Annotated in this window: 16 protein-coding genes; 8 read left to right on the top strand and 8 right to left on the bottom strand. The window is 66.8% G+C overall.

Annotated elements, in window-relative coordinates:
• Nucleotides 1-422 precede the first annotated feature (422 nt).
• Together VI123_RS13670 and VI123_RS13665 are read left to right on the top strand one after the other, a co-directional pair.
• Nucleotides 423-1673, top strand: a complete 1251-nt coding sequence (locus VI123_RS13670) for a glycosyltransferase family 4 protein (protein ID WP_336338618.1) — start codon at nucleotides 423-425, stop codon at nucleotides 1671-1673.
• Nucleotides 1666-3531 (top strand): heparinase II/III family protein, encoded by a 1866-nt coding sequence (locus VI123_RS13665; protein WP_336338617.1) that lies wholly within the window; start codon nucleotides 1666-1668, stop codon nucleotides 3529-3531. Before VI123_RS13670 ends, VI123_RS13665 begins: the two co-directional genes overlap by 8 nt.
• Nucleotides 3532-3608: 77 nt before the next feature.
• Here VI123_RS13665 and VI123_RS13660 read toward each other — a convergent pair whose 3' ends face one another.
• Genes VI123_RS13660 through VI123_RS13640 form a run of 5 tightly spaced genes read right to left on the bottom strand, consistent with a single transcriptional unit; the run spans nucleotide 3609 to nucleotide 7611 of the window.
• Nucleotides 3609-4040: a PTS fructose transporter subunit IIB gene (locus VI123_RS13660; protein ID WP_336338616.1), complete on the bottom strand. Its 432-nt coding sequence runs from the start codon at nucleotides 4038-4040 to the stop codon at nucleotides 3609-3611.
• On the bottom strand, nucleotides 4037-5719 hold the full coding sequence (gene ptsP / locus VI123_RS13655) for a phosphoenolpyruvate--protein phosphotransferase (protein WP_336338615.1): 1683 nt from the start codon (nucleotides 5717-5719) through the stop codon (nucleotides 4037-4039). The genes VI123_RS13660 and ptsP overlap by 4 nt, the downstream gene beginning before the upstream one ends.
• Nucleotides 5712-5993: an HPr family phosphocarrier protein gene (locus tag VI123_RS13650; protein ID WP_336338614.1), complete on the bottom strand. Its 282-nt coding sequence runs from the start codon at nucleotides 5991-5993 to the stop codon at nucleotides 5712-5714. Before VI123_RS13650 ends, ptsP begins: the two co-directional genes overlap by 8 nt.
• Nucleotides 5990-6466, bottom strand: a complete 477-nt coding sequence (locus VI123_RS13645) for a PTS sugar transporter subunit IIA (RefSeq protein ID WP_336338613.1) — start codon at nucleotides 6464-6466, stop codon at nucleotides 5990-5992. Before VI123_RS13645 ends, VI123_RS13650 begins: the two co-directional genes overlap by 4 nt.
• A 5-nt stretch (nucleotides 6467-6471) precedes the next feature.
• Entirely contained in the window at nucleotides 6472-7611 is a 1140-nt protein-coding gene (locus tag VI123_RS13640; protein WP_336338612.1) for a PTS fructose transporter subunit IIC, read from the bottom strand.
• A gap of 244 nt (nucleotides 7612-7855) precedes the next feature.
• Between VI123_RS13640 and VI123_RS13635 the strand changes: the two genes are divergently transcribed.
• Entirely contained in the window at nucleotides 7856-9811 is a 1956-nt protein-coding gene (locus tag VI123_RS13635; RefSeq protein ID WP_336338611.1) for an archaea-specific SMC-related protein, read from the top strand.
• A 9-nt stretch (nucleotides 9812-9820) separates the two neighbouring features.
• Here the strand turns inward: VI123_RS13635 and rdfA are convergent, their stop codons facing one another.
• The gene (rdfA, locus tag VI123_RS13630; protein WP_336338610.1) at nucleotides 9821-10417 is read right to left on the bottom strand and encodes a rod-determining factor RdfA; all 597 of its coding nucleotides are present in this window, start codon (nucleotides 10415-10417) and stop codon (nucleotides 9821-9823) included.
• Nucleotides 10418-10714: 297 nt separating this feature from the next.
• Between rdfA and VI123_RS13625 the strand changes: the two genes are divergently transcribed.
• The 3 genes from VI123_RS13625 to VI123_RS13615 all read left to right on the top strand — a co-directional run bounded on the left by VI123_RS13625 (nucleotide 10715) and on the right by VI123_RS13615 (nucleotide 13742).
• Complete coding sequence (locus tag VI123_RS13625) at nucleotides 10715-11398, top strand: hypothetical protein (RefSeq protein WP_336338609.1); 684 nt, start codon at nucleotides 10715-10717, stop codon at nucleotides 11396-11398.
• Nucleotides 11395-12699: a hypothetical protein gene (locus tag VI123_RS13620; RefSeq protein ID WP_336338608.1), complete on the top strand. Its 1305-nt coding sequence runs from the start codon at nucleotides 11395-11397 to the stop codon at nucleotides 12697-12699. The genes VI123_RS13625 and VI123_RS13620 overlap by 4 nt, the downstream gene beginning before the upstream one ends.
• A 452-nt stretch (nucleotides 12700-13151) precedes the next feature.
• On the top strand, nucleotides 13152-13742 hold the full coding sequence (locus VI123_RS13615) for a cyclodeaminase/cyclohydrolase family protein (protein ID WP_336338607.1): 591 nt from the start codon (nucleotides 13152-13154) through the stop codon (nucleotides 13740-13742).
• A gap of 11 nt (nucleotides 13743-13753) precedes the next feature.
• Here the strand turns inward: VI123_RS13615 and VI123_RS13610 are convergent, their stop codons facing one another.
• Nucleotides 13754-15499, bottom strand: coding sequence for a formate--tetrahydrofolate ligase (locus VI123_RS13610; protein WP_336338606.1), 1746 nt, complete (start codon nucleotides 15497-15499; stop codon nucleotides 13754-13756).
• Between the two features lie 302 nt (nucleotides 15500-15801).
• Between VI123_RS13610 and folP the strand changes: the two genes are divergently transcribed.
• The gene (folP, locus tag VI123_RS13605; protein ID WP_336338605.1) at nucleotides 15802-18201 is read left to right on the top strand and encodes a dihydropteroate synthase; all 2400 of its coding nucleotides are present in this window, start codon (nucleotides 15802-15804) and stop codon (nucleotides 18199-18201) included.
• Between the two features lie 25 nt (nucleotides 18202-18226).
• Entirely contained in the window at nucleotides 18227-18460 is a 234-nt protein-coding gene (locus VI123_RS13600) for a hypothetical protein (protein WP_336338604.1), read from the top strand.
• A gap of 21 nt (nucleotides 18461-18481) precedes the next feature.
• On the opposite strand, the gene VI123_RS13595 is transcribed toward VI123_RS13600, so the two are convergent.
• Entirely contained in the window at nucleotides 18482-18913 is a 432-nt protein-coding gene (locus tag VI123_RS13595; protein ID WP_336338603.1) for a hypothetical protein, read from the bottom strand.
• Nucleotides 18914-18965: the final 52 nt, after the last annotated feature.

The raw sequence follows: 18965 nt of genomic DNA, 5'->3' as shown, positions 1-18965 counted from the left end.
GTCGACTGGGTAGCTAGCCTTTAGTTACACGTACGAGTGTAGTGATTACCAGATAGTCTGCTGTGTATGCCTGTTTGCTATGCGTGCGAATCAAATATGATAAAGTAGGTGTATAATAACCGGCCGGCAAGAAGAGGTAGACCAGCCAGACGGGGCCGAGTCTGGGTAGATTCGGTAGTCAGTCTGGCCGCTGGAAACGGACGCACGGTCCGGGGCACGCGGCCGTCGTGAGATGGCCTCGGGGGCAAGAGAACGCATAACGGACCGGTCCGTGAGCCGCCGGTGGAGTATCAGACGCATACTAATGTCCCTGTCAGGGATACGATGGAACAATCCAATGCACAGCGACAGGCCAACCGACGCGTCACCGTCGTGTGAGAATCGTCCGGGAAGGACCGTTGTGGCACACACGTGGGTGTCCGATGACGACTGACTGCGTCATCGTCTCCCAGCGGTACCCGCCCGAAAAAGGGGGTAACGCGTCGAGAATCCACGACACGGCCGTCAACCTCGACGACGACATCGGCGCGACAGTCCTGGCACCGTCCCCGTGTTATCCGCCGGGGAACTTCGAGCGGACGTGGGAGCGCAAGCGGACGGAGCACGACGACGGAGTGGTGGTCCATCGCCTGTGGACGTGGCAACCACAGACGGAGAACCCCTCGCTGCTCCGGCGACTGCCGTACTACCTCTTCTTTGCCCTTCACGCGGTGCTCTGGCTGGTCGTGAACTACCGGCAGTACGACGTCGTCATGACCTCGACCCCGCCGATTACCACGGGGATTCCAGGGCTCGTGGCCGTCGCCATCGGGAAGCCGTGGGTCGTCGACGTACGCGACCTGTGGATCGAGAACTCGATTGCCCTGGGATATATCGCAGCGGACAGCCCGCTGGTGAAAGCCGGACGTGCGTTCCAGTCGGTCGCGTTACACGCCGCCGACCGGATTACCGTGACGACGGAGACGCTCGGCGACGCCGTCGCCGACGCGTACGGCGGCGAACTCCGTGACCGGGTGCGTGTTATCCCTAACGGCGTCGACACCGACCGGTTCACGCCGGAAGCCAGGGATAGCGACGCGGACGACCGAATCGTGTACACGGGGAACATCGGGAGCGCCCAGGCACTCGAACCGTGCATCCGGGCGATGCAACACGTGTCGAGCGAGGACGCCGAGCTCCGGCTGGTCGGCGACGGGGACGAGGTGTCCCGACTCGAAACGGTGACGGAGCGACTCGACCTCGAAGACAGCGTCGAGTTCGTCGGACTGGTCGACCGCGAGCGGGTCCCGGAGATTCTCAACGACGCGACCGTCGGCCTGGCACCGATAAAGGACAGTCCGGAACTCGACTACGCGATGCCCACGAAACTCTACGAGTACCTCGCGTGCTCGTTGCCGGTTGTGGTCACCGGGCGCGGAGAAATCGAACGGTTCGTCACCGAAACCGAGGCGGGCATACACACAGAGGCCGACCCGAAGCACATCGCGGCGGCAATCGACACCCTCCTCGAAAACCCCGGGCAGCGTACGTCGATGGGTCGGGACGGACACCGTCTCGTGTCCGGGGAATACGACCGCGGGGTCATCGCGGACCAACTGGGCAAAGAACTCCGGGCGCTGACGGCGAGCGAGCGGCAGACACCACGCGCGACCCCGAGTCCCGACGATGACTGAGCCGACGCGAATGCTTCCGGCGGGCGCCAGGCTGTACGGGCACACGCTCACGCGGTTGGAGCCGGCCCAGGTTCTCGGGATGGCCGAACGGACGGCCCGTAACACCGGGCTCGCCCGGCTCCCGGTCGACTTCGACGGGCGGTACGACGACGCGGTTCCCGAGCGGCTCTTGGTCGCGACGGGCCCGCTCGAAGCGGACCTCGACGTGCTTCGGGGGGAACTCTCCGACTCGACCGTCCAGTCGTTCCAGCGGCGGAGCCGACGGGCGGCCGACGGCGAGGTGACGTTCCTCAACGGGACGGTCCAGTTCGATTCGCCGGCCCACCCGGACTGGTACGACCACGGGGCCAACGGCTATCCGCTGCTCTGGTCGCTGAAACTGTACGCGTTCGAACCGCTCCGGTGGGCGATGCTGGGGTACAAAGACCCACGGGCAGCCCCCGAGGAGGTCGTCGAGGTGTTCGACCAGTGGGTCCGGGAGTGGACCGAGAGCGTCGATATCGGTCGGCCTGGCTACCTTCGCAACGCCTGGACACCATGGGCGGTGTCGCTCCGGTTGCAGACGCTGGCGCGGTATCTGGCGTGGCGAACCGGGGGCACACACGACGGCGTTCCCGAGGGTCTTACCGAGGCGCTCGCCGGGGAGATATACCGGAACGCCCTCTTCCTCGCCAACCATGTGGAGGGCGACGTCGGCGGGAACCACCTCGTCGAGAACGGGCTCGCACTGCTCATGGCCGGGTTGCTGTTCCCGGACACCGACGAATCCTGGTTTTCCACGGGACGCTCGATTCTCGGCCGCACCGGAGCCAGGCAGTTCCTCCCCGACGGCGGCCACTACGAGCGGTCGCCGATGTACCACGCGATTGTGACGACGCGGTACGTGACGGCGTGTTCGCTACTGGCGGCCAGCGATCGGACGGCCCCGACCTGGCTGACGGCGATGACGAAACAGGCCGTGGCGTACCTGCGATACATCTCGCCGCCGGACGGCCGGCTCCCGCTGTACAACGACGCCGTGTTCGGGCAGTCGCTCCCGCTGGCGGACTGCCTGGGATACGCCGGAGCCGTCGGATTCACCGACGACGACCGGCCGGTCCCGTCACACAGTTCGATGGGTGGCGAGACGGGGTACTACTGGCTCGACACCGACCACGGTCGACTCTTGGTAGACGGCGGCCCGGTGGGACCGTCCCACCTGCCCGGGCACTCCCACAACGACATGCTGAGCGTCCTGCTCTGGGTCGGCGACCAGCGCGTGCTCACGGACACCGGCGTGTACGATTACGCCGACAACGAGCGGCGGCAGTACGCCAGGAGCGTCGCCGGCCACAACACCGTCCAGGTCGGCGAGACGGAGCCCATCGAAATCGGCGGGAAGTACCTGATGGGGGCGCGGACGGAACCGACGGCCGACTACGAGGGGGCGGACCCGGCCCTTTTCAGGGGGGACTACGAGACAGCCGCCGCCGCACCGGCGTCGTATCGGCACGGCAGGACGGTGCTCGCCAGCGACGACTGGTGGCTAGTCCGGGACGAACTCCGGGGGCCCGACACGGAGACCGAGCCCAGCGTCTCCCGACTCCACTTCCATCCGGAGGTCGCCATCACTGTCGAGGACTCGGGGACGGTGCGGGCGACCCGCGGTGAGGACGGCCCGACCCTGCTCGGCGTCCATCCGCTCGGCACCAGCGACGTTCGGACGACGACGACCGAGTACTTCCCCGAGTTCGGCGTCGCCGAGGAGCGGCAGACGCTAGAATTGAAAGTCGGTCCGGAGTCGGGACCGACGGCCTTCGGCTACCTCCTCGCCCCGGCGGCCGATGGCGCGCCCGGCCGCTCGGCCGAGGACCGGTAAGCTAGCCGGGACCGCGGCGGTCTGCTCGGCTGCGAAGGCCGTGTTCGGTCCGGCGTCGGGTACCGTGTGGGACGGCTTCAACTGAACAGTCGCTTCAGACGCGCGACGAGGCTCTTCGAGCGGTCGCCGCCGCGACGGCGCTGCTGGTCCGCCCCAGCCGTGGTTTCGGAGCTGTCAGCCTCGGGTTCGGCCGTCGGGGCGTCGCCGTCGGCGGCCTCGAGGGCGTCGGCAATCATCCCTTCGGCGTCGTTGACGGCGTCTTTGACGGTGCCGTCGATGAGCGGGACGCCCTCGAACCGGTCCTGGCTGACCGACGTGTCCGAGGCGATGATAGCGGCGTCGGCCGCGTCGATGTCCGCCTCGGAGAGTTCGTTCTCCGCGCCCATCGCGCCCTGGACCTCCACGGAGATGTCGTGGCCCAGTTCTTCCGCTGTCTGTTCGAGGTTCTCGGCTGCCATCTGGCTGTGTGCGATGCCGGTCGGGCAGGACGTGACTGCGACGAGTTTCATGAATCTAGTGTGAGGTGGACTTCACTGCGCGTTGCGGCGAGTCGGGCGCGGTCCGCGCGCTCGCTCGCGGTGCTGTACTCGGTGTCGCTGACGGCCGTTTTGACCTCCGGAATCGTCACGGCGCTCATGCTGAGTTCGTCGAGGCCGAGCCCGACCAGCAGTTCCGTCAGGTCGGGGTCCCCGGCCATCTCGCCGCACATCCCGACCCAGGCGTCTTCGGCGTGGGCCGCCCGTACCGTCCGGTGGATGGCACGGAGGACGCCCGGGTGGGTCGGGTCGTGCAGGTCGCCGACGCGCTCGTTCTCGCGGTCGGCAGCCATGACGTACTGCGTGAGGTCGTTAGTCCCGATAGAGAGGAAGTCGACGCGGGCAGCGAGTTCATCGGCCATGAAGACGGCGCTCGGCGTCTCTATCATGACGCCGACCTCGGGGTCGGCGGCCGCGGCGTCCCGGTCGTCGAGGTCGGCCGCCGCCGCGTCCAGCGCGTCGAGCGCGGCGTCGAGTTCCTCGACCGTGGCGACCAGCGGGAACATGATGGCGAGGTCGCCGGCCCCGTCCGCACCGGCACGCAGGAGCGCGCGGAGCTGCGTGGCGAACAGGTCAGAATCGGGGGCGAGCGAGCGGCGGATGCCGCGCTCGCCGAGGAAGGGGTTCTCCTCCTCGGGCAGGTCGAGATAGGGAATCCGCTTGTCGCCGCCAATGTCCAGCGTCCGGACGACGACGCGCCCGTCGGGGAAGGTATCGAGCGCCTCGCGGACGGCCTCGTACTGCTCGTCCTCCGAGGGCGAGGCCTCGCGGTCGAGAAAGAGGAACTCGGTCCGGTAGAGGCCGACGCCATCGGCACCCCGTTCCGCCGCGGGGTCCAGTTCGGCCGGCCGGCCGACGTTCGCCGCGACTTCGACGTGTCGCCCGTCGGTGGTCTCGACGGACCTCTCGACGATAGCCGCACCGGCCCCGGTCGCTGCGGCCTCCCGCTCGGCGTCGTCGGGGCCGACCAGCACCTGGCCGCTGTCACCGTCGACGACGACCTCGTCGCCGTCCGTGACGGTCTCCAGCGCGTCGCCGACGCCGACGACGGCCGGCAGAGCGAGCGAGCGGGCGAAAATCGCCGCGTGGGAGGTCCGACCACCGGTGACCGTGGCGAAGCCGGCGACGCGCTCGGGGTCGAGCTGTGCCGTGTCGCTGGGGGTCAGCCGCTCAGCGAGGACGACGCTGCCCTCGGGCAGGTCGCCGAGGTCGACCCGCTCACCGTCGGTCAGCAAGCGGAGGAGCCGGTCGCGCACGTCGCGGAGGTCGTCGGCGCGCTCGGCCATCCGGCCGTCCATCCCCTCGAACTGCTCGATGTGCTCGCCGAACGCGGCGTCGACGGCGTTGGCCGCGTCCGCTCCGTCGCCGATGCTCGTCTCGACGGCGTCCTCGATGGTCGGGTCCTCGAGGAACTGGATGTGCGCGTCGAACACCGCGGCCTCGTCTTCGCCGACGCGCTCGGCAGTCGCCTCGCGCTCTGCCTCCAGTTCGTCGCGTGCGGTTTCGACGGCGTCGGCGAACCGCTCGGCCTCCGCGTCGGGGTCGACCTCGCCCTCGAGGTCCGGAAGCGAGATGTCCCGGCCGTACCAGACGACCGACCCGACGCCGGAGCGCGGCGTCGCGCCGGTCCCGTCGAGCGTGCGTTCAGCCATCGTCCAGTTCCGCCTCCGGCGTCGTCAGTATCCGCTCCAGTTCGTCGAGCACGGCCTCGGCGTCCGGGCCGTCGGCGACCAGTTTGATGTCGTCGCCCTGTCCGACGCCGAGGCTGGTGACGGCAATCATGCTCGCCGCCTGGACGAGGTCCCCGTCCGGACGCCCGGCCGAGACCTCGGCGTCGTGGTCGTTGACGGCCTGGACGAACACCGAGGCCGGGCGGGCGTGCAGACCCGCTTCCGGGACAATCGTCACGGTGCGTTCGACCGTCATGCGATGGCCTCCCGGAGCACGTTCTGGACGGTAGCCTCGTCGGTCGCCTCGTGGAGCCGGTCCCTGACATCGTCGTGCATTAGGGCCCGCGAGAGGGAACTGAGGATGTCGAGGTGCTCCTCGCCGCCCGACTCCGGGACGAGAATCATGAAGATGAGCGTCGCCGGCTCGCCGTCCATGGAGCCGAAGTCGACGCCCGCCTCGGAGCGGCCGAACGCGAGCGACGGGCGGGTCACGGCGTCGGTCTTCGCGTGGGGGATGCCGATGCCCATGCCGACGCCGGTCGTGGTCTCCGATTCGCGCTCCAGCAGCGCATCGAGTGCTGCCTCACGGTCCTCGACCCTGCCGCTCTCGACGACGAGGTCGAGCAGGTACTCGATACACGCTTCCTTTTCGGCGGGCGGGTCGGACAGCGAGATGTGGGCCGCCGGAATCAGCTCGTCGATGTCGTCGGCTGTGATTGCGTCTGTCATTGGTATCAGTCGGTTGTCGGTTGTGCGCTACTCGCCTCGGCTCCAGTGTCGACACGGTCTTCGAAGTCCGGCTTGATAACCGTCGCGACGACGGCGGTAACGAGCGAGCCGAGCAGGATGCTGCCGAGGAACGCGAGGGGGCGGTTCGACAGCAGGACGACGAAGATGCCGCCGTGGGGCGCAGGCATCGTGACGCCGAGGGCCATCGAAGTCGCGCCGCCGACCGCGCTACCGGCGACGATAGCAGGAATGACGCGCAGCGGGTCCGCGGCCGCGTACGGAATCGCACCTTCGGTGATGAACGACAGACCGAGCACGACGCCGCTTTTCCCGTTCTCGTACATCTCGGCCGCGTACTTGTGGGGCGCGATGAAGTTCGAGAGCGCGAGGCCGATGGGCGGAATCATGCCGCCTATCATCACCGCGGCCATCGGCGCGTAGATTTCCTCGGTGATGAGGCCGGTCGCGAACACGTAGGCGACCTTGTTGACCGGGCCGCCCATGTCGAAGGCCATCATCCCGCCGAGGATGAGGCCGACGACGATGGCCTGGCCGCCCTGCATCGACTGCAGGAAAGAGGTCAGGCCCTCGTTGGCGAGCGCGACGGGGACCCCCAGCACGAACAGCATGATGGGCGTCAGGACGGCCATCGTCGCGACGGGGATGAGCAACACGGGCATCATCGGCTGGATGAACTCGGGGACGTCGAGGTTCTTGAAGAAGCGCGCGACGTAGCCCGCCAGCAGCCCGGCCACGATTGCGCCGAGATAGCCCGCGCCGGCTTCACCGCCGGAGAGGCCGATGACCGTCGCCGCCTCCGAAACGACGGTCCCCTGCTGGAGGATGTACGCCAGCAGGAAGCCCGGCGCGAGTCCGGGGCGGTCAGCGATGGCGTACGCGATGTAGCCGCCCAGGATGGGCACCATAATCGTCAGTCCGGCCACGCCTATCTGGGCGAGGAACCACCCGACCGACCCGGTGTTGTCGAAAACCGTCTGCGTGTCTCCCACCGCGTACGCGACGGCGAGGAAGATACCGCCGATAGTCACGAAGGGAATCATGAACGATACGCCCGTCATCAGGTCCTCCTTGACGGAGGTCACGTGAGAGCGAAGGACGCTCTCGGCCCGGTTTTGCTCTGTCATGGTCACCGACACCGACAGCTACACCGATTGGGTCATATAAAGATACACGTTTGAGCGTGTTATTTATCGATAGTGACCGATATATGGATTTGCGCGATTGTTTCTGCACGTAACTAGCCCCGCCGGTCCGTTGAAATAACAGACATATGTTTGTTAGCCGTAGGCGAAGGCCGGTGTGGGGAGGTGACCGGACGACGGCACGCGCGTCATAGTGCTTATGACCGTCACTCACCCACACCGACGTATGGGCTCACTCTCGGTATCAGGGGAGGTGGCGACCGTCGCCGTCGAGAAGATAGGGGGCATCGACGAGACGACAGTCGAGATTCCGCCAGGGGTGACGGTGCTTCGGGGCCGGAACGCGACCAACCGGACGTCACTGCTCCAGGCGCTGATGGCCGCCCACGGGAGCGAGTGGGCCAGCGTCAAGGGCGACGCCGACCAGGGACAGGTCGAACTCTCGCTGGGGGGCGAGACCTACACCAGGACGATGACCAGGACCGCCGAGGGGGTGTCTGGCTCGGGGCTCGGTCTACTCGCCGACCCGACGGTCGCGGACCTGTTCTCGTTCCTGCTGGAGGACAACGAGGCCAGGCGGGCCGTCGAGCGCGGTGCCGACCTCCGGGAACTCATCATGCGCCCGGTCGACGTGGCCGCCATCCACCGACAGATACGCGCGGCCGAGCGACGAAAGCGGGAAATCGACGAGGAACTCGACCACATCGCGTCGCTCAAGCGGGAGCTCCCCGACCTCGAACAGAAACAGGCGGACCTCCGCGAGGAAATCAGCGAGACGCGGAAGGACCTGCAACGCGTCGAGGACCGGATAGACGAGCGGGACGTGGACTTCCAGGCGACCGAGAGCAGAGACGACCTCGAAACCGCCCTCGACGAACTCCAGGCGACCCGTTCGGAACTGAAGCGCGTGCGCGACGACATCCAGTCGGAACAGGAGAGCATCGCGGCGCTGCGGGACGAACGCGGCCGCCTCGCCGTCGAACGGTCTGGGCTCCCGGAGTCGCCGGACGAGCGCCTCGATGAACTGGAGGTGGACATCGAACGGCTCCGGGAGCGAAAGCGGGAACTCTCGGAGTACACGACGCGGCTCGAGAACGTCATCGGGTTCAACGAGGAACTGCTGGCCGGCGAACACCGGGCGATAGCGAAGGCCATCGACGCGAAGCCCGAGAGCGTGGGCGACATCACTGACCAGCTCTACCAGGGGTCGAAGACGACCTGCTGGACCTGTGGCTCCCGGGTGAAGTCCGAGCGCATCGAGTCGACGCTCGGGAGCATGCGCGACCACCTGGAGGAGACGGTCGCGGAAATCGGCGACATCGAGGCCGAACTCGAATCGCTGACCGACCAGCGTGATGACATCGAACAGACGCGCGCGCGAACACGGGAACTCACGGAAACGATTGCGGAGGTCGACGCCGAAATCGAGCGCCGGCAGTCGGACGTCGCGGACCTCCGGGAGCGACGCGACAACCTCTCGGCCCGCGTCCAAGAACTCGAAGACCGAGTCACGGCACTCCGGACGGAGGAGTTCGACCAAGTGCTCGACCTCCACACGGAGGCGAACGAACTGGAACTGAAACTGGACCGCCTCGAATCGGAGCGGGACGGCGTGAGCGAAGAAATCGCCGAGGTCGAGTCGGAAATCCGCCGGAACGACGAACTAGCCGCCCAGCGGGAGGCAGTCGTCGAGGAACTGCTAGACCTCCGGTCGCGCATCGACCGCCTCGAAGCCGAGGCGACCGACCAGTTCAACGAGAAGATGGACGACCTCCTCGACGTGCTGGGCTATGGCAACGTCGAGCGCATCTGGCTCGAGCGGACCGACACGCCCGACGGTCCGGTCGTCGGCGGCGACGACGGCATCACGGGGTCGACGTTCACCCTCCACGTCGTCAGGAGCACCGACGGTGGGACGGTGTACGAGGACACGGTCGGCCATCTGAGCGAGAGCGAGCGCGAGGTGACCGGCCTCGTGTTCGCGCTCGCCGGCTACCTCGTCCACGACGTGTACGAGGAGGTCCCGTTCATGCTACTGGACTCGCTGGAGGCAATCGACGCGGAGCGCATCGCCGCCCTCGTCGAGTACTTCGCGGAGTTCCCGACCTACCTCGTCGTCGCGTTGCTCCCGGAGGACGCGCAGGCGCTCCCCGAAGAGTACACCCGGATTACCGATATCTGACCCGGAACGCTACCGGCAGTTACAGCCGCCGCGGTCGAGGAGGTCGCTGATGCTGTGGCGCGTCCCGCAGTCCTGACACCGGATGTCGATGCTGACGAACACGCGGTAGTCGCCGACGGTGAGCGTGTCGGCGGCCTGCAGTCGGTCGACCGTGTCCCGGACGATGGTCTCGACCCGGCTGCGGAGACGGTCGATGGTGCCACGCTCCCGCTCGACCTGCTCGGACCCGCGGTCGGGGTCGTAGCTCGCCCCGCGAACCTCCGTCAGGTAGTAGCGAATCGCCTGGTAGGTGACGAACTCGTTTTCCAGCCGCTCGACGTCGATACCGGCCCGTTCGAGCCGGTTCCTGGCTTCGACCCGCTTCCCCGCGCTGACGTCCTCGGCCGTCAGGAGCCGATAGAAGTTCGCCGGCTCGCCGTCGACCACGTCCATCCCCGCGTCGCGTATCGCGGCCACGAGCAGGGCTCGGTTGAACCGGTCGGCCAGGTCACGGAGGCTCTGGCGTTCCTGCCCGGCCCCGAGCCACGCCCGTTCCAGTTCCGCACCCATCGACTCCAGACCGTACGTCTCGATTAGCCGTCCGACTTTGGACTGCGCCGACCCCATTACCGCCGGAACGCGGCGGCCCGGTTTAGCCGTTGTGTTGCGGCTCCGCGTCCGTTGATACCGGGCGGTCAGCTCACCGGGCGAGAGCTGCATCCGAGATAGTTACTACCAGATATGCGAATTATGGAGTTAAAAATTCCCAATATAGAGGTGTAGTTTCGCAATCGCAGTTATATGTTCAGTAGCCGGTGCAGGCTGTCGACATCGATGCAGCGTTCCGGACGTCCGGCACGACCCGGCCGTTGCCAGTCTACCACGAGGGTTTTATATCTGACAACGCAAGCGGGAAATTGCACGATGGTCCCCTCTACCCGACGTGCCCTCCTCCACAGCGCCTGCGGGCTGGCGACGCTGTTTGCCGGCTGTAACGGGCTGTTCGAGGGCGGCACCGGCTCGACACGCACCCCGACAGAAAGTGACGACGCGGCCGCCCCGGGAGCCGGTTCGATGACCGACCCGGAGACGGTCGTCGCCCGCGTCGACGCCGACCGGAGACCGGTCTGGCTCGACGACGACGGGCGGCCGACCGAAATCCGACACAGAGACCGACTGCAGTCCGAAATTATCGACACCGCGGCGAAAGCGGACCGGCTCGGCGTCGCCGAAACCGTGGACCGTCAGGCAATCGAGAGTTTCCTCGACGAGACCGACTTCGATACGGAGACGATATACATCCAGAACGTGCGTATCGAGGAGTGTTTCCGACTGTCGCTCTGTAGAGTCCAGTGGTCGCCCGACAGGATTTCGACCGACTACGGCCGGGTGAGCCGTCCCTACGACGAACGCTGTACGGCGGGCGAGACGGTGTATGCGGTGTGGTTCATCCGCATTCCCCAGGCGCTCGACGCCGACGGGGTCACCAGTTTCTCCTCCTCTATCGGGGGCAGCGGCTGCGACGGACCGCGAATCGGTGCCGAGAGCGAAGGTGGCGGCGGGTCGGGACAGCGCAGTGCCCGCCGGTCCGGTGGTGAGCGGGCATGACCGACGAGACGTCCGGAACGGGCGGGGAAAGCGGAGGGATAACCCGGCGCGGGATGCTCGCGCTGGCCGGAGCCAGTGCCATCGCCGGCTGTGGCAGTATCGGCAGCACCGGGAGCGAGCCGACTATCGACGCCTACGACTTGCCCGACATCCGCCCCGACGGGGAGTTGGAGTCACCGGTTCCCCCGTCGGTCCCGGTCGACGTCGCGGCGAGCCACTTCGGGGCCGCGCGCGAGCGGGTCCGCTCGCTCCTATCGACGCTGCCGACACCGCTTGGCCCCGACGAGATTCCGAACGGCCACATTCGCCAGCACCTGACCGACGCCGCCAGCACCGCCTCGGACGGCCTCGACGACGCGCGGACGGCCCGAACGGAGTTGGTGGCGCTTCGAGAACTCCGGTCGGCGCGTGAACACGCCCGCTACGCCGCTGCGGGCTGGAGCGTCGTCGACAGCGGCCGCACCGACGCCCCCTTCCGGGAAGAGCACAGCCGGACCGTGTTGGCGGCCCGGGAAGCTATGGAGGCACACGAGTACGTCGGGACCGACCCGGTGCGCGCGGCGCTGGTCCACGCCCGCATCGAAACCGCACTCCAGCGGGCCAACGAGACGGACGGCACGCCCAGAGCGGGCTCGGAGTTGCTGGCGGTGGCCGAGTGGGGCGAGCGGGCCGAGTCGGCACAGGCGTACCTCGACGACGCTCGCCACCTAAAGTCGCAGTTCGCGGCCGCGCTCCCGGCCGATGCCGGGACGCTGGAATCGGTACTGACCGACGGGGCGGAGACGTTGCTCGCGGCCGTCCGGGACCGGCGGGCGGACCTGCCGCCGGAAGGGACGGCCGGCGACCGCACACCGGGGCGGATGGTCCTCGACGACCTCCGCTGGGAGGTCGAGAGCGGTCCCAGCAGTCTCACGGAGGCTATCGGGCCGGCGAGCGCCGTCGTCGACGCGGCCGGGCGGCTCGCTCGGTTCCGGGCGCTCGAACGCATCGGGACGCGTCGGGAGGCCGGAGAACTCGCCCGCCCGACGAACGCCGCGGCGGTCCGGGACATTCGACGCACCGCGTACAACGCGCTCACGGCGGCCCTCGAATCGAATGCCCGGCCGGAACTAGTCAGGCCGGTCCTAGTCGACGCCGGCTACGAAGTCATGGGTGCGGACCGCCATCTGTCCCAGCACCGAGCGGAGATCCCGGCCTCCGCACTCGACAGAAGCGTCGCGGGCTACTGGCACGCGACGGCGCTCGCCCGGGCAGCGCCGCCGGCCGCTCGACGGGGCGTGCGGGCGCTCCAATCCGACTGAGACGGCACCGCGGACGGTGAGAACGGGGTCGAGAGCGCGATGGGAACGTTCGGCAAACAAGACGTGTTTTCCGTATGTCATTTCGTGGAAATCACAATGTTACCACTGTTATTCCAGTGCCGAAGCGATGGGGGAGCGAGCGCATTTGGGGCGCAAGCGAGTGTGGTTGTTATGCCGACGAACACGCGGCGGCATCGTGACGGCGTCGCCGTGAGCCGGTCACTGTGTGACGCCATCACGTGAGCGACTCCCGACACCGACCGGCAGCACAGAACTCGTAGTGGCAGTTTTCCTATATACTGAGTGAGAAAAACCGGCAGTCCCGGCCTCCGGCCCGAGCCAGCGATGGCCGTGTCCCTCTGGGCCGTCCGGCGAAACCGTTAGACGCCTACGCCGGGAGAACATACCATGGACAGTCGAACGCGACAGTCTGGCGGGCCCGGGCAGGACACATGACGGTTTCGGACCAGTCCATCGGCGAGTTCCTCGACGCCGTGGCGGCGGAACAGGTGACGCCGAGCGGCGGTGCCGTCGCCGCCGTCGGCGGAGCGATGGGGGCAGCCCTGTGCGAGATGACCTGCGTGCACACTATCAGCGGCGACGAGTCTCAGGCGAAAGCGGAACTGGCGGCCGTGCGGGACACCTTGGCCGACCGACGGGCAGAGTTGCTCGCCCTCGCCGACGAGGACGCGGCAGCGGTGGACGCGGTCCAGGCCGCGTTCGGTTCGGACGACCGCGCGGGTGTTCAGGCGGCGCTGGAACGGTCGACGGCGGTTCCGATGGAAACCGCCGACGCGTGTCTTGACGTGGTCGAACACGCCGTCACGGTGACGGCAGCGGGGACGCCGGTCGCCGTTCCGGACGCGGTTGTCGGAGCGGTCCTCGCTCACGCAGCACTGGGTGGGTCCGTGTCGATTGTGCGTGCGAACCTCGACGGGATAGCCGACGGGGCCTTCATCGCGGAGATGGAGGGTCGGGCAGACACGGTAGAAGCGGCCGGCGACGCCGCACTCAGAGCGGTGCGGGCGAACGCGACGGCGTAGCGGCGACCGCGTCAGAACAGGCCGGAGATGTTGCCGTCCTCGTCGATGTCCATGTCGGCCGCGGCCGGCCGGGCCGGCAGCCCGGGCATCGTGAGCGCGTCGGCCGTGAGCGCGACGAGGAAGCCGGCCCCGGCGGACGGGTACACCTCGCTGATTTCGAGTTCCCAGCCCTCGGGCGCACCCTTCTGGCTCGCGTCGTCACTCAGCGAGTGGAACGTCTTGGACATGACGACCGGGTAGTCGTCGAAACCGAGGTCGTTCATTTGCTCGATATCGTCGAGCGCGCTGCCGGTGTACTTCACGTCATCAGCGCCGTAGATCTCGGTCGCAACGGTGTGGATTTTCTCCTTGATGCTGTCCTCGTCGTCGTACAACATCCGGAAGTCCTCCTCGTTGCTCTCTTCGGTCGCTTCGATGACGTTTTCGGCGAGGTCGACGCCGCCTTCGCTCCCGTCGGAGAACACGTTCGATTCGGCCGCTCTGACGCCGAGGTCCTCACGGCAGTGGTCCAGCACGGCCTGAACCTCCTCGTCGGTGTCGTCCGGGAAGCGGTTGAGCGAGACGACGACAGGGACGCCGAACTTCTGGAGGTTCGTCGCGTGCTTGTCGAGGTTCGAGAAGCCCGCTTCGACGGCCTCGACGCCGGCCTCGTCGATCTCGTCGTAGTCGACTGGCCACTGGTCCAGTCCGTGGTATTTGAGCGCGCGAACCGACGCCACGAGTACGACGGCGTTGGGCGTCATATCGCCCTTGCGACAGACGACGTCCATGAACTTCTCCGCGCCGAGGTCGGAGCCGAAGCCGGCCTCGGTGACGAGGTAGTCGCCCATGCCGAAGGCGGTCTTGTCGGCGACCAGCGAGTTCGTCCCGTGGGCGATGTTGGCGAAGGGGCCGCCGTGGACCAGCGCCGGCGTCCCCTCGATGGTCTGGACCACGTTCGGCTTAATCGCGTCCCGGAGCAACATCGTGGCCGGACCGGTCGCCTCGATGTCGTCGACAGTGACCGGCTCGCCGTCCTCGTCGTAGGCGACGATGATACGGCTGACCCGCTCCTTGAGGTCGCCGATGCCGCTGGCCAGACAGAGGACCGCCATCAGCTCGGAGGCGGCCGTCAGGATGAAACTGTCCTCCCGCGGAGTGCCGCCGGTCTCGCCGCCGAGGCCGACGACCGTCTCACGGAGCGCGCGGTCGTTCATGTCGATGGCCCGCGGCCACGCGACGTTGTTGATGTCGATGTCCAGTTCGTCACCCTGTGAGATTTTCGCATCAAGCATCGCGGCGATGAGATTGTGCGCGGAGGTGAGCGCGTGAAGGTCACCGGTGAAATGGAGATTAATATCCTCCATCGGAAGGACCTGTGACCGGCCGCCGCCTGCTGCGCCGCCTTTGACGCCGAACACCGGGCCGAGCGACGGCTCCCGGATAGCGATCATCGCATCTTCCCCGACGTGGTTGAGCGTCTGCCCGAGGCCGACGGTCGTTACCGTCTTCCCCTCGCCTTTCGGGGTCGGCGTCATCCCCGTTACCAGAACGAGGTTCTGCTCCTTGTTTTCGGCCTGATCACGGAGCCGCTCGATGGCGTGTTGTTTGACTTTCGCGGTGTACTCGCCGAAGTACTGGAGATCGTCGAGGCCGAGGCCCCACGGCTCGACCAGTTCCCAGATCGGCTCCATATCGGTCGATTGGGCGATATCGTAGTCTGTGGGGATCGGCTCCTGGCTCTCTTCGGTCGAAGATTGCTCGTCCTGTGAAGACATCTCGACTAGTCCTTCCCTACACCGTCGTAATAATGTTAGTGTACCTGACACTACCGGGATAGGATGTGTTCGAGTCGCGACTGCAGACCGCGTAAGCCACATCATGTATCTCGGCTTACGAGATTGGTTCCGTGGCCCGACGGTGGCCGCTGCAAAGTCAGCGCTTCCGAGAGTACTCGACCGTGGCCTCAGGGCTAGTACGATGGGATTTCTCTCCGAACGGCTGGGTTACCTGAGCACGCGCTGTCGACGCAGGCTCCCCTGGCGATACATTAATCAGGCCACCGATGACCACTTATGGTATGGAGTACCACGAGTCGGCAGACTACCTGCAGTCGCTACAGCGTCGTCGGCCCAAGTTGGGGACCGATACGACGGCGCGGATGCTCTCGCATCTCGGTGACCCGGATAACAGTTTCGACAGCGTGCAGATTGCCGGATCGAACGGAAAGGGAAGCACCGCCCGGATGACAGAAAGCGTACTCAGGGCCGCGGGGTTGGACGTCGGGCTGTTCACCTCGCCGGGGCTGAACGGCTTCCGGGAGCAGATCACGGTCAACGGCGGTCGGGTACCGAAAGAACGGGTGGTGGAGTTCGTTGAGCAGATCGAACCCTGTATCGACCAGTTGGCTGCCGAGGACGACAAGCCGACGCATTTCGAGGTACTCACTGCGCTGGCGCTCTATCACTTCGATGTCGAAGACGTCGACGTGGCAGTGCTTGAAGTCGGCATCGGCGGCCGCTACGACGCCACGAGCGCGGTCGACCCTGTCGCAAGCGCCGTCACCAGCATCAGTCTGGAACACACCGACCTGCTCGGCGACACAGTCGAAGAGATTGCCCGCGACAAAGCACAGGTCGCGCCCCGAGACGGCCCGCTCGTGACCGGGACGGCCGGCGCTGCTCTCGATGCGATTGAGGGAATCACCGACACCGTCATCGTCGGCGGCGACGGGGCAGACGTCACAGCTGTCGAGAACGGCATGCGCTCGGCCGTCGAGAACCGCATCTCGCTCACGGGCCCGGACTGGGCGCTGGAAACGAACCTGAAACTGCTCGGCCAGCATCAGGCAGCGAACGCCGGCGTCGCCGCGACACTGGCGCGACAACTCATTGACGTAGACACGGAAACCATCTCCGAGGGGCTGCGGGCCGCGACGCTCCCGGGCCGGTTCGAGATCCGGTCGACCGACCCGATGGTGGTCCTCGATGGCTCCCACAACCCCGGTGCGATGGAGACGCTGGCGAGGCTCACCGAGCGATACGAGTACGACGACCTCCACGTGGTCTTCGCCGCGATGGACGACAAGGAGTACGAGCAGATGATTGCGACGCTTCCGGCGGTCGAGACGGCCTTCGCCGCGCGGCCTGAGGTCGACCGAGCCGCGAGCACCGAGTCGCTCGCTGCCGCGTTCGAGGGACAGGCAGCACAGATACGACAGGTCGCGTCCGTCCCCGAAGCCACCGAGCGAGCGGTAGCCAGGGCCGGGGAGGACGACTTCGTCCTCGTGACCGGGTCGCTCTACGCAGTCGCGGAGGCCCGGGACCGCTGGAGCCGACTGGTCGTTCCCAAGGAGACCTTCCAACAGGGATCAGCGAACGGGATTGCTGGGTCCAGAGCCGAGTCTGACATCCGAAGACACGTGCTTTCGGTCACACTGCGGCGCGAGCAGGCGGGAGTGGTAACGCAGGAGTTCGAGGACTGCGGGGGCACCTGCAACTGTTCGACTGTCGGGACACCCGAGAAGCTCGTCGAGACGACGCTGTCAGGCACGTCGAAACAGTTCCAGCAGCTCACTACCCGGCTGTCTTCTGCAGGGCTGGGACTCGGGCGGCTCGCCACGCAACTCGAAGACGCGCTGGCGGACAGGTCGCTCTCGCCGCCGTTCGACGGCCACGGAGCCGCCCTGATGGGGATTCTCAACGTCACCCCGGACAGTTTCTACGACGGTGGCGAGTACAACCGTCGGGACCTCGCAGTCAGTCACGCAGAGCGGATGATCGAATCCGGGGCAGATATCGTCGACATCGGCGGCGAAAGCACGCGTCCCGGGGCAGATCCGGTGCCCGTCGAAACAGAGATCGACCGTGTAGTGCCGGTCATCGAGGCCGTGTCCTCGCTCGATACGACTGTCTCCGTAGATACCCGAAAAGCTGCCGTCGCTGACGCGGCGCTGGACGCCGGTGCCGACATCGTCAACGACGTGTCGGGGTTCTCCGACCCCGAGATGCGGTTCGTGGTCGCCGACCACGACGCGTCAATCATCTTGATGCACAGTCTCTCCGCGCCCGTAGACCCGGGCCGAACTGTGACCTACGACGACGTCGTCGCCGACGTGCTTCGGGACCTCCAAGAGCAGATACTGCTCGCCGAACAGGCCGGCATCGACCGCGAACAGGTCATCGTCGACCCTGGCTGTGGGTTCGGAAAGAACGCCGCCGAGTCCTTCGAGCTCGTCGACCGGCTCCACGAGTTCCACGCACTCGGCTGTCCGGTGCTGGTCGGCCACTCCCGGAAGTCGATGTTTGCCGACGTGAGCGACACAGCGGCCGACAGGCTGCCACCGACCCTGGCGACGACTGCGCTGACGGCCGAGCGCGGGGCTGACGCCGTCAGGGTCCACGACGTCTCCGAGAACAACGCCGTCCTCGAGACGGTGTCGGCGACGGCGGGACGAGCGCCTGAGTCGCGGCAACAATGATACCTATACAGCACGGACAGTTCATATGGTACGATTTCCCATACAGCTCGGTTCTGGCTTGCTCGAATCCGTCGGGCAGGCGGCGGCGGTTGCCGGGACCGTCGTCCTCCTGCTGATACTCGTCGGCCTGGGTGCCTTCGCGTACAAGAGCGTCGTCGGGGACGGTGTCCGGTGGCCCGACGAACGGGACGGACCCGACGGGGACGACGAAGAGGGCGTCGTCCAGGGGAGCCGCGAGGACGACTGGAAGTACTACTGACCGAGCGGCGCGCCCGTCGCCTCAGTCGGTCCTGGTGTCGTAGGAGTGTTCGAACTCCCAGTGGTACCGACAGTCCGTACAGGTCGCCCACTCGGGGATGTCGAACCGCTCGGGGTGTCGCTGGCCGTGTTCCATCCGGCTGCGACAGACCGGGCAGGTCAGATACAGGAGCCGCAGGTCGGCGAACGACTCGTGGCTGTACTCGCCGACACACCGCGAGCAGTCGAGGTCGTCACGCGCGTTGTGCTGGAATATCTCGGCCTCACAGCGGGGACATTCCACCGTCGCCGGCGGCCGCCTCGCCCACCCGGTGTCGCCGTCGTACGTCGTCGTCGCGGTGTCCATGCTCGACAGTCTGAACTTGTTCGGTCCGTCGCCGCGCCGCAGCGGCGCGACGACCCGCTCCCCGAGCGAGACGAGCTTCGAGAACAGGACCGCCAGCCATCCAGTCACGGTCTCAGGCTACGGATTGTGACTGCTTAAGTCTCCGGGCGGTGCCGACGCC

Source organism: Haloarcula sp. DT43, assembly GCF_037078405.1.
In the GTDB taxonomy this organism is placed as follows: Archaea; Halobacteriota; Halobacteria; order Halobacteriales; family Haloarculaceae; genus Haloarcula; species Haloarcula brevis.
Note: the sequence above shows the minus strand (reverse complement) of the source record. Positions and strands in the feature narration are given on the sequence as shown.

Excerpts from the sequence above, each read along its gene's own strand:
- VI123_RS13640 (WP_336338612.1), bottom strand. The coding sequence starts at position 7,611 with ATGACAGAGCAAAACCGGGCCGAGAGCGTCCTTCGCTCTCACGTGACC.
- VI123_RS13665 (WP_336338617.1), top strand. The coding sequence starts at position 1,666 with ATGACTGAGCCGACGCGAATGCTTCCGGCGGGCGCCAGGCTGTACGGG.
- VI123_RS13615 (WP_336338607.1), top strand. The coding sequence starts at position 13,152 with ATGACGGTTTCGGACCAGTCCATCGGCGAGTTCCTCGACGCCGTGGCG.
- ptsP (WP_336338615.1), bottom strand. The coding sequence starts at position 5,719 with ATGGCTGAACGCACGCTCGACGGGACCGGCGCGACGCCGCGCTCCGGC.
- VI123_RS13600 (WP_336338604.1), top strand. The coding sequence starts at position 18,227 with ATGGTACGATTTCCCATACAGCTCGGTTCTGGCTTGCTCGAATCCGTC.
- VI123_RS13650 (WP_336338614.1), bottom strand. The coding sequence starts at position 5,993 with ATGACGGTCGAACGCACCGTGACGATTGTCCCGGAAGCGGGTCTGCAC.
- VI123_RS13635 (WP_336338611.1), top strand. The coding sequence starts at position 7,856 with ATGGGCTCACTCTCGGTATCAGGGGAGGTGGCGACCGTCGCCGTCGAG.
- VI123_RS13670 (WP_336338618.1), top strand. The coding sequence starts at position 423 with ATGACGACTGACTGCGTCATCGTCTCCCAGCGGTACCCGCCCGAAAAA.
- rdfA (WP_336338610.1), bottom strand. The coding sequence starts at position 10,417 with ATGGGGTCGGCGCAGTCCAAAGTCGGACGGCTAATCGAGACGTACGGT.
- VI123_RS13620 (WP_336338608.1), top strand. The coding sequence starts at position 11,395 with ATGACCGACGAGACGTCCGGAACGGGCGGGGAAAGCGGAGGGATAACC.
- VI123_RS13625 (WP_336338609.1), top strand. The coding sequence starts at position 10,715 with ATGGTCCCCTCTACCCGACGTGCCCTCCTCCACAGCGCCTGCGGGCTG.
- VI123_RS13645 (WP_336338613.1), bottom strand. The coding sequence starts at position 6,466 with ATGACAGACGCAATCACAGCCGACGACATCGACGAGCTGATTCCGGCG.
- VI123_RS13660 (WP_336338616.1), bottom strand. The coding sequence starts at position 4,040 with ATGAAACTCGTCGCAGTCACGTCCTGCCCGACCGGCATCGCACACAGC.
- VI123_RS13610 (WP_336338606.1), bottom strand. The coding sequence starts at position 15,499 with ATGTCTTCACAGGACGAGCAATCTTCGACCGAAGAGAGCCAGGAGCCG.
- folP (WP_336338605.1), top strand. The coding sequence starts at position 15,802 with ATGGAGTACCACGAGTCGGCAGACTACCTGCAGTCGCTACAGCGTCGT.